The sequence below is a fragment of the Nocardia sp. TBRC8007 genome (genome assembly GCF_056629435.1).
This window is the reverse complement of record NZ_JBWSOR010000007.1, coordinates 123,675-137,213: the sequence shown is the minus strand read 5'-3', so window position 1 is coordinate 137,213 and position 13,539 is coordinate 123,675. Positions and strand designations below refer to the sequence as shown.

The 13,539-nt window shown below is 63.6% G+C and carries 10 protein-coding genes; 7 read left to right on the top strand and 3 right to left on the bottom strand.

All coding sequences use genetic code 11. From position 1 onward, the window contains the following. Positions 1-43: 43 nt before the first annotated feature. Positions 44-1,120 (bottom strand): ABC transporter substrate-binding protein, encoded by a 1,077-nt coding sequence (locus ACX4ZE_RS09705; protein ID WP_480272997.1) that lies wholly within the window; start codon positions 1,118-1,120, stop codon positions 44-46. Between the two features lie 49 nt (positions 1,121-1,169). Here ACX4ZE_RS09705 and ACX4ZE_RS09700 point away from each other — a divergent pair, with 49 nt between their 5' ends. Both ACX4ZE_RS09700 and ACX4ZE_RS09695 read left to right on the top strand, forming a co-directional pair. Further along, entirely contained in the window at positions 1,170-1,601 is a 432-nt protein-coding gene (locus ACX4ZE_RS09700; protein ID WP_480272996.1) for a MarR family winged helix-turn-helix transcriptional regulator, read from the top strand. A gap of 226 nt (positions 1,602-1,827) precedes the next feature. Further along, on the top strand, positions 1,828-3,126 hold the full coding sequence (locus ACX4ZE_RS09695) for a M18 family aminopeptidase (protein ID WP_480272995.1): 1,299 nt from the start codon (positions 1,828-1,830) through the stop codon (positions 3,124-3,126). Here ACX4ZE_RS09695 and ACX4ZE_RS09690 read toward each other — a convergent pair. Continuing rightward, a complete protein-coding gene (locus ACX4ZE_RS09690) occupies positions 3,075-4,388 on the bottom strand; it encodes a glycosyltransferase 87 family protein (protein ID WP_480272994.1) in 1,314 nt (437 codons plus the stop codon). The two genes, ACX4ZE_RS09695 and ACX4ZE_RS09690, sit on opposite strands and share 52 nt — an antisense overlap. A 218-nt stretch (positions 4,389-4,606) precedes the next feature. Here ACX4ZE_RS09690 and purL point away from each other — a divergent pair, with 218 nt between their 5' ends. The 4 genes from purL to ACX4ZE_RS09670 all read left to right on the top strand — a co-directional run bounded on the left by purL (position 4,607) and on the right by ACX4ZE_RS09670 (position 10,339). Next, positions 4,607-6,901: a phosphoribosylformylglycinamidine synthase subunit PurL gene (gene purL, locus ACX4ZE_RS09685; protein WP_480272993.1), complete on the top strand. Its 2,295-nt coding sequence runs from the start codon at positions 4,607-4,609 to the stop codon at positions 6,899-6,901. Between the two features lie 589 nt (positions 6,902-7,490). Further along, complete coding sequence (locus ACX4ZE_RS09680; protein WP_480272992.1) at positions 7,491-9,224, top strand: alpha/beta hydrolase; 1,734 nt, start codon at positions 7,491-7,493, stop codon at positions 9,222-9,224. After that, on the top strand, positions 9,221-9,865 hold the full coding sequence (locus tag ACX4ZE_RS09675) for a CPBP family intramembrane glutamic endopeptidase (RefSeq protein ID WP_480272991.1): 645 nt from the start codon (positions 9,221-9,223) through the stop codon (positions 9,863-9,865). Before ACX4ZE_RS09680 ends, ACX4ZE_RS09675 begins: the two co-directional genes overlap by 4 nt. Positions 9,866-9,943: 78 nt before the next feature. Continuing rightward, complete coding sequence (locus ACX4ZE_RS09670; protein WP_480272990.1) at positions 9,944-10,339, top strand: sterol carrier family protein; 396 nt, start codon at positions 9,944-9,946, stop codon at positions 10,337-10,339. Between the two features lie 28 nt (positions 10,340-10,367). On the opposite strand, the gene ACX4ZE_RS09665 is transcribed toward ACX4ZE_RS09670, so the two are convergent. Continuing rightward, positions 10,368-11,636 carry a YhgE/Pip domain-containing protein gene (locus ACX4ZE_RS09665; RefSeq protein ID WP_480273036.1) on the bottom strand — a complete coding sequence of 423 codons (1,269 nt, stop codon included), beginning with the start codon at positions 11,634-11,636 and terminating at the stop codon, positions 10,368-10,370. Between the two features lie 214 nt (positions 11,637-11,850). On the opposite strand from ACX4ZE_RS09665, the gene purF reads away from it, so the two are divergent. Further along, on the top strand, positions 11,851-13,437 hold the full coding sequence (gene purF, locus ACX4ZE_RS09660) for an amidophosphoribosyltransferase (RefSeq protein ID WP_480272989.1): 1,587 nt from the start codon (positions 11,851-11,853) through the stop codon (positions 13,435-13,437). Positions 13,438-13,539 lie beyond the last annotated feature (102 nt).

Genomic DNA, 13,539 nt, shown 5'->3' with positions numbered 1-13,539 from the left:
GCGGCGCGCGCGACCACGGCACGTGGGCTCCGGCGATATCGGCTCAGGCGATGCGATCGACGATGTCGAGTTCAGTGCCATAGGCATGGGCGAGATAACTGTGCCGGATGAGTTGATTGCCTCGGAAACCCCCTATCTCGTCGCGGGTTTCGAGGAAAATTCCCTGGTCGAGGGTATCGAGGATTTTTGGCACCGCCAGGGAACCTGCCGCCTGTGCCAGTGCGCCCAGGGCGTGGATGGCTTCATAGGCGGCATTGCCGAAGCTGCTGAGCGCGGGGGCGAACGCTCCATGCCGCCTGCGGTAGCGGATCATCCGGTTGCGTCCGTCCAGCGTGCGGTTGTCGAGGATGAAGCTGGAGGCTACGAAGAAGTTGCGGTTGGCCTCCGGGCCCGCTGCCAGCAGCACGTTCTCATCAGCGGCCGGGCTGAACCGAAGCTGCGTCGATGCGCGGCCGGTGGCCGTGTACTGCAGGTTGAAGCGGGAGACATCGGTGCCGACCATCAGGATCACCACCGCATCGGCCAGGTCCAGCGCCGGGTGGTGGAGGAATCCGGAGAAGTCCTGGAAGCCCAACGGGACGAACTGCTCGAGCACAATCGTAGCCGGGCGAGCCAAACTGGCACGAATCGCCTCGGCAGTCCGGCGGGGCCAGATGTAGTCGTTTCCGATGATGGCCCAGCGCTGAACGTCGTATTCGCGTTCGAGCCATCGCATGGCTGGCACGGTCTGTCCGGCGGGGTGTTCGCCGAGCAGTAATACGCCGGGTGGCTCGTCGATCGATCCCTCATGGCTGGTGGCGTACAGGTAGGGCACCCGGCCCGCGGCGGCGCGCGCTACCGCGCGCCGGACTGCGGAAGTATGCCAGCCGGTGATAGCGTGTGCCATTCCTGTGGCCAACAGTGCCGAGATCTCTGCAGCGACCTCGCGTGGTGGACGTCCGCCATCGATATTCGTAGTGCGAATTTCCCTTCCCAGAATTCCAGCACCCTGGTTGATTTCATCCACTGCCAGGGACATTGCCGCAATGCAGGAGGGTGCGACGATACCCCCTGGACCTTGTAGCGGGACTATATTGAGGATCTCGATGGTGTGCTCGGGGCTCTCACTGAACACTGACATTCGGTACTCTTCTTCTCATCCGAGCGAAATTCATGGCAGGCAGGAAATAATGACGCCTATTGTAAGCGGAAATCAGACGCTGCATGGTGCGCTGCGTGCTGCGGAGCGCAGTTGGGTACGGCAGTTGGACAAAGCGCTGTGTGCCAGGAAACTTTCGCTGGACCAGTGGTCTATGTTGTCGAATTTATGCGTCGACGAGGGGATGGCAATGTCCGAGCTGGCGGAGAAATCTCAGCTCGCACCATCTTCGGCAACCAGGCACGCCGACTATCTGGCCGAACGTGGCCTGATCTTCAGGCTCGCCGCACAGGATGATCGGCGGCGCATCCTGATCGGTCTCAGCAAATTCGGTGCCGATCTGGTTGCCGAGGTGCGGGCGCAGGAGGTGCGGGTCGAACGGGAGTTACGAGAGAGAATCGGTGCGCGCCGATACACCGAACTCGTGCGATTACTAGATCTGGTTTCACTCGCCGCTGAGTAATGTGCATAATATGTCGGAAAGCCGGGTATTCATCCGATGAATTCCGGGCACGCTTGACATGTCAGCACCGGTGAATTTTCTCGTTGTGTCGTTCCGGTGGGAAACCATGTGGCCGAGAGATCGTTCGTAACCGGTAGACGCTCGGCGAGTTGTCGAGGATCGGCATATGCTTTGTTTCGCGGCCGTGGCAGGTCGGTAGCGATCCCCTTTGCCTAGGATCGCAGGCATGCCCGTTTCTTCCACCACAGCTACCGCTGCCGAGCTGTGTGCGTTCATCGATGCCTCGCCCTCGCCGTTCCACGTCTGCCGGACGGTCGCCGCGGAATTGGAGCTGCGTGGATTCACTCGGCTCGCCGAAACGGATGCGTGGCCCTCGGCGGGCCTGAACAGGCACTATGTGGTGCGTGGCGGGTCGTTGATCGCCTGGTCGGCCGCAGATGTGCCGGAGGTGGCCCCGTTCCGGGTGGTCGGTGCGCATACCGACAGTCCCAATCTGCGCCTCAAGCAGCATCCGGACCTGACCTCGGCGGGTTGGCGGCTGGTCGGCTTGGAACCCTATGGTGGTGCGTGGCTGAACTCCTGGTTGGATCGTGAGCTCGGCATTTCGGGCCGGCTGAGTGTGCGTGCGGGAAACGTCGTGCGCGAACGGCTGGTTCGTATCGATGAGCCGATCCTGCGAGTGCCGCAGCTGTCGATCCATCTGTCCGAAGACCGTCGCGGCGTCACACTCGATCCGCAACGACATCTCAATGCGGTGTGGGGCGCGGGGAATGAGCCGGGTGTGTTCCTCGATGTCGTGGCCGAGTATGCCGAGGTCGACCCGGCAGCTGTGCTCGGCTGGGAGCTGATGACTCACGACTTGACGCCGAGCAGGCTCGTAGGATCGGAACGGGATCTGGTCAGCGCGCCGCGCTTGGATAACCAGGGCACATGTTTTGCCGGTCTGCGGGCGTTCCTCGCCGCGATCGAAGAGCCAGGCGCGGCAGTACCGGTGCTGGTTATGTTCGACCATGAAGAGGTGGGCAGTCAGTCCGATCGTGGCGCGCAATCGGAACTGCTTCCCGCCGTATTGGAACGCATCGTGCTCGCACGCGGTGGTGGTCGTGCCGATTACCTTGCCGCGCTGGCCGGTTCGGTATGTGCTTCCGGTGATATGGCGCACGCGACCCACCCCAACTATCCGGAGCGGCATGAGCCTGCGCACCGGATCGAAGTGAACGGCGGACCAGTGCTCAAGGTCAATCAGAATCTCCGCTATGCCACCGATGCCACTGGTGCGGGTGCGTTCGCATTGGCTTGTGCGCAAGCCGGAGTTCCATTGCAGCGCTATGTGCACCGCGCCGATCTGCCCTGTGGTTCCACCATCGGTCCCATGACCGCGGCGCGCACCGGCATGCCGACCGTCGACGTCGGCGCCGCGCAATTGGCGATGCACTCGGCGCGAGAGTTGATGGGCGCGTCGGATGTCCCGGCTTATGCCGCGGCACTGGCTGCTTTCCTGTCGCCGGAGAATGTTGGGCGGTAGGTGGCGACCGCGATGACGAGCATCGCGAAAACAACCAGCACGTAGCTGCCTCCGATGAGCTGTTGCCACCAAGCCCAGTCCAGCTCACGATCATCGGAGTGCGGTAACAACCACTGTGGGCCGATCAGGAACAGCACGGCGCAAGCCGCGGCTGGTGTGATCAGCCATGGGCTGCGCGTACCCCGCGCTATATGGTCGGCGGCGACCACCAGTGCGGGCGCGATCCATACCCAGTGATGCGACCAGGACACCGGCGAAACCAGAAGAACCGCTGCGGCGTTCACCAAAAGCGCCGCCACAGTCGCGCCCGCGGCGATCAGCTTGCGCATCCATACCGCGGCGAGTGCGATGACCAGCAGCGACAGCACGATCCACAACGATGTGGCTACCGAATCGTGCACGCCGAGGCGGAAGACCACACCCTTGATGGACTGGTTGCCCGCGAAATGAGGCGGTCCGATCCGGCCGGTATCCGCGAGAGTATGGAACCAGTAGTCCAGCGAATCGCTGGGGAACAGCAAGAAACCGAGGCCGACCGCCGCGATCGCGGACGCGACCAGCGTACCCGCGGTCTTCCAGTCCTTGCGCAGGAGGAAGTACAGCAGATAGCCGGCCGGGATCAGCTTTACCGACACTGCGATTCCGATCAGCATGCCGCGTGGCCAGAACGGCTTGCGCACCAGACAATCCAGCGTGATCGCGGCCATCAGCACCAAGTTGATCTGGCCGAAACCGAAAGTCTGTCGGATCGGCTCGAACAATTGTGTCACCGCGATCGTGCCGATGACCAGGGTGAGCATGGTCAGCCGGGACAACTCGGGCCGCAGACGTGCCAGTATCAGCCACAATGAGATGCCCAGGCTCGCCACGGAGGTGGCGATCACCAGTACAGAGGCGACCGCGAGCGGCATCAAGGCCAGCGGCGCGAAGAACAGTGCGGCCAGCGGGGGATACGTGAACGGTAACCTGATCCCGTGCACTGGCGGCATGGGGCCGTACAGATCTCCGCCGTCCAGCCAGACGCGGGCGCCATTGCGATAGACCTGCAGATCGATGTAGCCGTACCACCAGCGCGCCAGCAACGACACGAGCACTGAGGCCGCGAACAGTGCGACAGCAGCGATGAGCAGGCGTATCCGTGCCGCGGACCAGCTCGGTGAGGTGCTGTTCGGAGCGGTGACCGAATCTCCGTCCCGGGATCGTTGTGCGTCGGTGGCTATCGACTGCGTACCCGGATTCGTAACCCCCGCTCCATCGTTCACCGGCTCAGCGTAACCGGTCTGTTCGGTCGTTCAGCTGGTTGACCCAGTTGGTGACACCGCGCGCTCCATGGTCCGCGGCCTCGGCGGCTAGTGCGGCGGTGGCCTCGTCGACATGGCCCGTACTTACTGCCTCTAGACTGACGCTCAGGCATCTCGCCGCAACCCAGTGACAACGCTTGTCGCTTCACACTGCTCGGCCGAAAGGACCCTGGTACTCCGTGACTCCGCAGGTCGATACCGTCAGCGCGGCCGCAGCAAACCCCGATGCGCCGCAACCCTACAAAGAACTCGGCCTCAAGGACGACGAGTATGCCCGCATCAAGGAGATCCTCGGTCGCAGGCCGACCGACGCCGAGTTGGCGATGTACTCCGTGATGTGGAGCGAGCACTGCTCCTATAAGTCTTCGAAAGTGCACTTGCGCTATTTCGGTCAGACCACCACCGAGCAGATGCGCGAGTCCATGCTCGCGGGGATCGGGGAGAACGCGGGCGTCGTCGACGTGGGGGACGGCTGGGCGGTCACCTTCAAAGTCGAAAGTCACAACCATCCGTCCTATGTCGAGCCGTACCAGGGCGCGGCTACCGGCGTCGGCGGCATCGTGCGTGACATCATGGCGATGGGTGCGCGCCCGATCGCGGTAATGGATCAGTTGCGTTTCGGTGCGCCGGATGCTGCCGATACTCGTCGTGTAGTGGACGGTGTGGTGCGCGGCATCGGTGGGTACGGCAATTCGCTCGGGCTACCGAATATCGGCGGTGAGACCGTGTTCGACCCCTCTTATCAGGGCAACCCGCTGGTGAACGCGCTGTGCGCGGGCGTGATGCGGGTCGAAGATCTACATCTGGCCTTCGCCTCCGGCACCGGTAACAAGATCGTGCTGTTCGGCGCGCGTACCGGGCTGGACGGCATAGGCGGAGTGTCGGTGCTGGCCTCCGACACTTTCTCTGGCGACGAGTCCGGAGCGGGCCGTAAGAAGCTGCCTTCGGTGCAGGTCGGCGACCCGTTCACCGAGAAGGTGCTCATCGAGTGCTGTCTCGAGTTGTATGCTGCCGAGCTGGTCGTCGGTATCCAGGATCTCGGTGGCGCCGGACTGTCCTGTGCGACTTCCGAGCTTGCGGCGGCCGGGGACGGCGGCATGCGCATCGAGCTGGACAAGGTGCCGCTGCGCGCGGCGAACATGACTCCGGCCGAGGTGCTCTCCAGCGAGTCACAGGAGCGCATGTGTGCGGTGGTCGCTCCGGATAATGTGGACGCGTTCCTGGCTGTGTGCCGCAAATGGGATGTGCCGGCCACGGTGATCGGCGAGGTCACCGATGGTGACCGGCTGGTAGTCACCTGGCATGGTGCGACGGTGGTCGACGTGCCGCCGCGCACTGTCGCGCACGAGGGGCCGGTATACGAGCGTCCGGTTGTCCGCCCCGATGAGCAAGACGCCCTGATCGCTGACATTCCAGACAAGTTGACCAGGCCGAAGACTGCGGACGAGTTGCGTGCCACGCTGCTGCGGATGATCAGCAGCCCGCAGCTGTGCAGTCGCAAGTGGCTCACCGAGCAGTACGACCGCTATGTGCGCGGCAACACCGTGCTCGCCGAACATGCCGATGCGGGTGTCATCCGGATCGACGAGGAGACCGGCCGCGGTATCGCACTCGCCACCGATGCATCCGGTCGCTACACCAAGCTGGATCCCTACACCGGCGCGCAGCTCGCGCTGGCCGAGGCATACCGCAACGTGGCCACAACCGGCGCGATGCCCAAGGCGGTCACCAACTGCCTGAACTTCGGTTCTCCGGAGGACCCGGCAGTGATGTGGCAGTTCCAGCAGGCGGTGCGCGGCCTGGCGGATGGCTGCGTCGCGCTCGGTATCCCGGTCACCGGTGGCAATGTGAGTTTCTATAATCAGACTGGTCGGACCGCGATCCTGCCGACTCCCGTGGTCGGTGTGCTCGGTGTACTCGATGATGTACACCGCCGTATTCCGACCGGGCTAGGCTTGGAGCCGGGTGAGACGTTGATCCTGCTGGGCGAGACGCACGACGAGTTCGGCGGTTCGATCTGGTCGCAGGTCGCACACGACCATCTCGGTGGCGTACCACCGAAGGTCGACTTCACTCGCGAGAAACTGCTGGCCGAGGTGCTGACCGCCGGTTCGAGGGACGGCATGATCAGTGCGGCCCACGATCTTTCGGAGGGTGGCCTCGCCCAAGCTGTCGTCGAGGCCGCGCTCGCTGGTGAGACCGGTTGCCGCATTCTGCTTCCCGAGGATGTGGACCCGTTCGTCATGCTGTTCTCCGAATCGGCGGGCCGGGTGCTCGTCGCCATACCCCGCTCAGAGGAGCCCAGATTCACTCGTATGTGTACCGCGCGGGAACTGCCCTGGGTCCGTATCGGCGTAGTCGACCAGGGGTCGGATTCGGTGGAATTCCAGGGGCAGTTCGCTATCACCGTAGCGGAGCTGCGGGCCGCCCATGAGAGCACGCTGCCGAAGCTTTTCGGCGCGGGTGTGGTCTGATCGCGGCATCCGCCGCCTGATGCGGGGGCGCCGCCGCGAACGTGCACCCGGGGGCCTGGACCCCTCGTTTACCGGGTCCCCGGGTGCACGTGGTCAGGCGGAGGATATGAAAGGACCCTGCTCGGCGAGCAGCTTCCCCCTCCGCGACCGGCCGATACGATCGGGCGTGCCCGCCGTCGGGTACTGAACTCGAATCACCGCCTGCCAGATCCCCCGCACCGCTGCGAATGTTTCCGTGACCAGGAAGAGCACGGATACCGGGAGGAATGCGTGCCGTCAGCTGTCCGATGGTGGAGTGCCATCGTCGATGCTGTCCCGGCGGAGTCGATGCCGAAGGCGCTCGAGGCCTGAGTGACTATCGTCATAGATATTGTCGGACGGGCGCTCGGGGTGCTCATGGATAGGAATTCTGCAGAGCACGCGTCCGGCGCGCACGCGTACAACTACTCGAGTGGATCGGGTAGTAGTCACTGGGGACACGGTCATATCGCTGGTAGATCCGTTGTTGTGTGGCGGGATCGGAACCGTTCATGGCCATGTTGTATGGACAAAGCGCCGAATCGTCGGTAGCGACCGCCATACTGGTCGAGTGCTGGAGACCGCTGGGGCCATGCGGAGGCTGCGTATGCGTGCTGTCGCGGCTATTCGGCGCGCCGAGGTGATCATCGACCTGAACTATGCAGGATTGGTGGTCGCGACGGTGTTTTTCGCGCTGTCGGTAACACCGTCGCTGCTGCCGCGCGATTGGTTGTTCCAGGGATTGATCAGCGGGATCAATGCCGCGCTCGGATATGGCGCTGGTTGCCTGCTGGAATGGTTGTTCCGAGTGTGGGTGCGGCCCCGGCTGCGAGTTTCCGTGGCGCCGACTTGGGTGCGTTACTCGGTCAAGTCGGCCATCCTGTGTACCGCTGTGCTGAGCGCCGCCCTCATGCTGGTGCAGTCGGCGCGGTGGCAGCGCGAAAGCGCCGCACTGATGGGGATGTCGGGCACCACCACACCCGCCTACCTGCGCGTCGGGGCGCTCAGCGTGGCTGTTGGTGTCGCAGTGGTTGCGGTGTATCGGACAGTGCGCGCGATTGTCCTTTCCCTGGCTCACCTGCTCAACCGGTGGGTGCGGGTACCGCGTGAGCTGGCGCCGTCCATGGGCTTGCTCGTGCTGGTGGTGTTCGCGGTCACGGTCTTCAACGGTGTCGCTTCGCAGGCGTTCTTCGCGGTTGCCAACTCGGCTTTCAGCGTGCGCAACGAGCGACTCTCGGCCAACGCGATCCAACCGAGGCAACCGGAGCGTTCGGGCAGCCCGGCCTCATTGGCGAAGTGGGAGACGCTCGGTTTCGAAGGGCGGTGGTTCGTCTCGCACGGCCCCAGCGCCAGCCGCATCGCCGCGGTCACCGGGCACCCAGCCAAGGAACCGATCCGAGTATATGTCGGCTTGGATTCGGTCGGAGGCGACGAGAAACCAGCTGAGCTGGCAGTATCCGAACTGGAGCGAACCGGGGCATTCGACCGGCAGGTGCTGGTAGTTGTCACTACCACCGGAACCGGGTGGGTGAACTCTATGGCGACCGGGGCAATCGAGTACATGTACGGTGGCGACACCGCCATTGTGGCCACCCAGTATTCGTATCTGCCGAGCGTACTGTCGTTCCTCGCAGACCGAGGAAAGGCCGCCGCAGCGGGAAAGAACTTGTTCGACGCGGTATACCAACACTGGACAGTACGACAACCGGAACTGCGGCCCAAGCTACTGGTATATGGAGAGAGCCTGGGTTCGCAGGGGTCAGAGGCAGCGTTCGATGGTCTGGCCGATCTGCGGGCCGAAGTGGACGGCGCGCTGTGGGTCGGACCACCGAATTCCAACAGGTTGTGGCGGCAATTCGTCTCACGTCGCGACCCGGGTTCGCGCGAGGTGCAGCCAGTGTACGCCGATGGGCTCGTGGTCCGGTTCGCCGCCAACCGTGCCGAGCTGGCGCTGCCTTCATCGGAATGGCGGCCACCACGTATCGTCTATCTACAGCATCCGTCGGATCCGATCGTCTGGTGGTCGCCGGATCTGATCTTCTCGAAACCGGATTGGTTGTCCGAGCCGAGGGGCTCGGATGTTTCCGCGCAGATGCGCTGGTGGCCGTTTGTGACCTTTTGGCAGGTCAGCGCCGACCTTACCAATGCTGTGAGCGTCACCGACGGCCATGGGCACCGGTACGGCAGTTTGGTGCTGGACGGGTGGGCTGCTATCACATCGCCACCAGGCTGGACACCGGAGCTGTCCGAACGGATTCGAGGTGCGCTGGAGACCGCGGAAGAGTACGAGCGGGAGATCAAATGAGCGACACACGGGCTACGGGAACTATTGCGGCCGTTGTCTTCCCACTCGTCTGGAGCACGGTAGCCCTGCCTGGCCTCGACATCGGCGTGCGTGGCCGGACCGTGGCGACTGCCGGATTCGCCACCGGTTACGCGCTCACACTGCGCAGCACACCGAACTGGCGTTCGGCTCGCGGTGTGCGCTATGGATTGCTGGCGGCATCAACTGTCGCAGCTGGTTATGGTGCGGCCCTTGCCTTTCCGCCGTTACAGCAACGGGTGGCCGCGATCCCCGGTCGCGGACCTGGTGTGTCCTTGCTCGAATGGGTCACCGTGCATATTCCGATCGGCACCGTTTACAGTGAGGAGCTCATCTTCCGGGGCACGTTGGATCCCCTGTTGGACGACTCGTTCGGTGTCCGAGCGGGCGCACTGCTGGGTGCGGCGGTATTCGGCCTCTGGCATATCGCGCCCGCGCGGGCGGCGGGCGACAGCGTGCTCGCCACTGTGGTCGCGACTATCGCGGGTGGTCTTGTGTTCGGGGCGTTGCGCCGTGGTACCGCGGGTACTATCGCCCCGGCGCTGCTGCATTTGGCGATCAATGCAGGTGGCGCGATCGCCCCACACCTGGCGCGCAGGCTCGGGGGGCGACGTAGGTCCTGAGCCCTGCTCCGAGGAGGTGTACGCGGCCTGGCACTATGCAAAAGTGAAGATTGAGCCAAGCGAAATGAGGTCGGCTCGGTGGCAGGAAGTGGGACGGTCGACCCCGCACGGACGCGGGCGGCTGTAGCAGCGGTACACGAGTGGCTGCGCGACGAATCGGTCGATGCGCCTACTCGCGCCGAGCTCGCGGAGGCAGTGCGGACTACCGCACGGACATTGGCGGCCTCGGCTCCAGGGCACTCGGTAGAGGTCCGAGTGCCGCCGTTCGTCGCGGTGCAGTGCGTCGAGGGGCCGAGACATACCAGGGGAACACCTGCCAATGTCGTGGAGACCGCTCCGAGGACATGGCTGCTTCTGGCTACAGGCCTGCTCGAATTCGATGCCGCAGTGGCCTCGGGCGCGGTCAATGCTTCGGGTACCAGAGCGGTGGAAGTAGCCCATTGGTTACCGATCACCCGGATGGGTGCCGACTGATGCGAGCTGTCGAGCGAGCCGCTGACCCTCAATCCTGGACGATGTTGCTGCGCTCCAGCCCTTTGCGGTCGTAGAAACGGGTGAACACTGTGCCGAGCGCCAGACCGACCGTGAGACCGAACAGAGTCATCCATATCCCGCGTGCGAGTCCGGCTTGGAGACTCGAATTGAAGTAAAGGATCGACCGTACGCCGAGGTACACCTGGTGCATAGGCTCGAACTCGGCAAGCCAGCCCAAGTACCGTGGCGTCGCCTCGATCGGCACGGTGCCGCCGGAGGACGGTAGGCCGAGGATGATGAACAAGATCAGGTTCACCAGCAGACCCGCAGAGCCGATCGCAGCCAGTGTGGACAATCCTGTTACGCCTACCGCGGTCATGGCGAGCACGCTGTAGAGGAACAGTGCGAGCGGGTTATCGATCGGCATGCCGAGCAGTTTGCCGACGAGCAGGAACACCCCGGCGGTGATATTCGCCGCCACCACGAGAACACCCCATTTGATCAGTAGCGTGGTGAATCGCGAGATGGGTGTCAGTGGGTAATGCACATACCAAGGGCCGTATTCGGTGGGGACGAAGCCGAGCTGAGCGTCGATTATGGTGTGGACGACCATCGCGCCGATCACGCCGGTCAGAAGTAGCAGCAGCGCATAGAAGAAAGCGGTCAAGCCTTGGCCGCTGCCGCTGGGCAGCGGGTGGTGCTCCTCGGTGATCACTTGAATCGGCTGTGCCAGCGCTATTCTGGTCGCACCGGATAATTCGGGCGCGGCTGGTCCGCCGGGCCTCGGGGCGAGTTGCGCGTTGACTTGTTCGGTCAGCTGCGCGCCGATCTGCTTGTTCACCGCGGTCAAAGCCTCGTTGCTGATCCGGAGTACGATCTGAGTGGCGTACGCGCCGGTGCGTGGATTGGTTCGCACTGTGATGATCGGCTGTTGGATCTCTCCCGGTATGACACTGCCCAAACCGAGGATGCGCAGTCGCTTACTGAAATCGCTCGGGATGATGATCGTGCCGTAGAGTTGCCCGGTCCGCATCTGCTCTTGGGCCGCGCTGATGCCGAGTACACGCAGATCGACTTTGTCGGCAGGCACCCGTTGCCGCAGCCCAGCGGTGATCTGGTCGCCGAAGCTCACCCGCCGCTGTTGGGCTCCGTTGCCGATGACGTCGCCCGCATCTTGGTTGACCAGCGCGATCGGGAAGCCGTGCAGATTCTTCTCCGGATCGGCGATGTAGTCGAGATACATGATGCCCAGCAGTGTGGTCAGCAGGATCAGCACCCCGAGTGGGAGCAGAATCATACGCGGCCACGGCCGTCGAACCCCGGCCGCATTTGCTCCTGTGTTGCTCGTGCCGTCCGTATTGGTCACGGTGCGCACCGTAACAGCTGCCGACAACGGAGAGTCGCAACTTCGATCATCCTGAATCGTCGCTCGGATGAGGTGGGTGCGAGGATGGGGATTCCCACCCGTAGAATGAACGTGCCCTTCAGCCCGCCCGAAGAGGGAGCACACGGTGACCAACGCTGAACCGCCGGTCGACAACACTTCCGCCGGCTTGTTCTCCTCCCAGGATGTCGACGAGCGTGAGCCGCGCGAGGAGTGCGGTGCCTTCGGAGTCTGGGCACCAGGCGAAGAAGTGGCCAAGCTTGCGTATTACGGCCTGTACGCATTGCAACACCGCGGACAGGAAGCGGCGGGCATCGCGGTGTCGGACGGCGCGCAGATTCTGGTCTTCAAAGATTTGGGCCTGGTCAGCCAGGTTTTCGACGAGCAGACGCTGGCCGCTATGCCGGGCTATATCGCTATCGGGCACTGCCGCTACTCCACCACCGGAGGGGCGGGCTGGGAGAACGCCCAGCCCATCTTCCGCACCACCGCAGTCGGTTCAGGGCTTGCGCTGGGGCACAACGGCAATCTGGTCAATACCGCTGAATTGGCGCACCGCGCACGTGAACTCGGCCTGATCGGTGCCGCGATCAGTGATGGACGTCCCCAGTCCGCTGCCGCGAACTCCGACTCCAATGTAGTTACCGCGCTGCTCGCGCACGCCGCGGCCGACTCGAGTATCGAGCAGGCCGCGATGGCGCTGCTGCCTACCCTGCGGGGCGCGTTCTGCCTGACTTTCATGGATGAGAACACCCTCTATGCCGCGCGTGATCCGCACGGTGTGCGCCCACTGTGTCTAGGCAGGTTGGAGCGGGGCTGGGTGGTAGCCAGCGAGACCGCCGCGCTGGATATCGTCGGCGCTACGTTCGTCAGGGAGATCGAGCCCGGTGAGTTGCTGGCGATCGACGCGGACGGCGTGCGCTCGATGCGCTTCGCCAACCCTGAGCCCAAGGGTTGCGTCTTCGAGTACGTGTACCTGGCCAGGCCGGACAGTGCCATCGCGGGTCGTTCGGTGCACGCTACCCGGGTGGAGATCGGTAGGCGCTTGGCGCAGGAGCATCCGGTCGAGGCGGACCTGGTGATTCCGGTGCCCGAATCCGGCACCCCGGCCGCAGTCGGTTATGCCCAGGGTTCGGGGGTGCCTTATGGACAAGGCCTGATGAAAAATGCCTATGTCGGACGCACTTTCATCCAACCCAGCCAGACTATCCGCCAGCTGGGCATCCGGCTCAAGCTCAACCCGCTGCGCGAGGTCATCCGAGGTAAGCGGCTGATCGTCGTGGACGATTCGATCGTGCGCGGGAACACCCAGCGCGCGCTGATCAAGATGCTGCGCGAAGCGGGTGCGTTGGAGATCCATGTACGGATCGCCTCGCCACCGGTGAAATGGCCGTGCTTCTACGGCGTCGATTTCGCCTCCAGGGCCGAGCTGATCGCCAATGGTACGGGGACAGAAGGTGATGTTGCGGACATGGTCGAGGGCGTGCGCCGATCAATTGGCGCCGATACTCTCGGCTATATCTCCCTCGAAGGCATGATCGCCGCGACCGAGCAGCCGCGTTCCCGTCTATGCTCCGCGTGCTTCGACGGAAATTATCCGATCCAGCTGCCTACCGAGGTGAGTATCGGGAAGAATGTGTTCGAGGGCATGCTGACCGGTAAGTCCGAGGCAATGTTGTTGCACGAGAATGTGAGTGCGCTGAGCCATCCGTGACCGAGGGTCGCTGCTGTTCCATAGCGCGATCGTGCTGATCACGTACGATACGGCCGCTGTCGCCGACTGTGTGATAGCACTGCGCAATGGGTCGGTGGTCGA

Bases quoted from the DNA above. Each gene is read 5' to 3' on its own strand.
- ACX4ZE_RS09675 (WP_480272991.1), top strand. From the start codon at position 9,221: ATGAGCGACACACGGGCTACGGGAACTATTGCGGCCGTTGTCTTCCCA.
- ACX4ZE_RS09695 (WP_480272995.1), top strand. From the start codon at position 1,828: ATGCCCGTTTCTTCCACCACAGCTACCGCTGCCGAGCTGTGTGCGTTC.
- ACX4ZE_RS09700 (WP_480272996.1), top strand. From the start codon at position 1,170: ATGACGCCTATTGTAAGCGGAAATCAGACGCTGCATGGTGCGCTGCGT.
- ACX4ZE_RS09665 (WP_480273036.1), bottom strand. From the start codon at position 11,636: ATGATTCTGCTCCCACTCGGGGTGCTGATCCTGCTGACCACACTGCTG.
- ACX4ZE_RS09705 (WP_480272997.1), bottom strand. From the start codon at position 1,120: ATGTCAGTGTTCAGTGAGAGCCCCGAGCACACCATCGAGATCCTCAAT.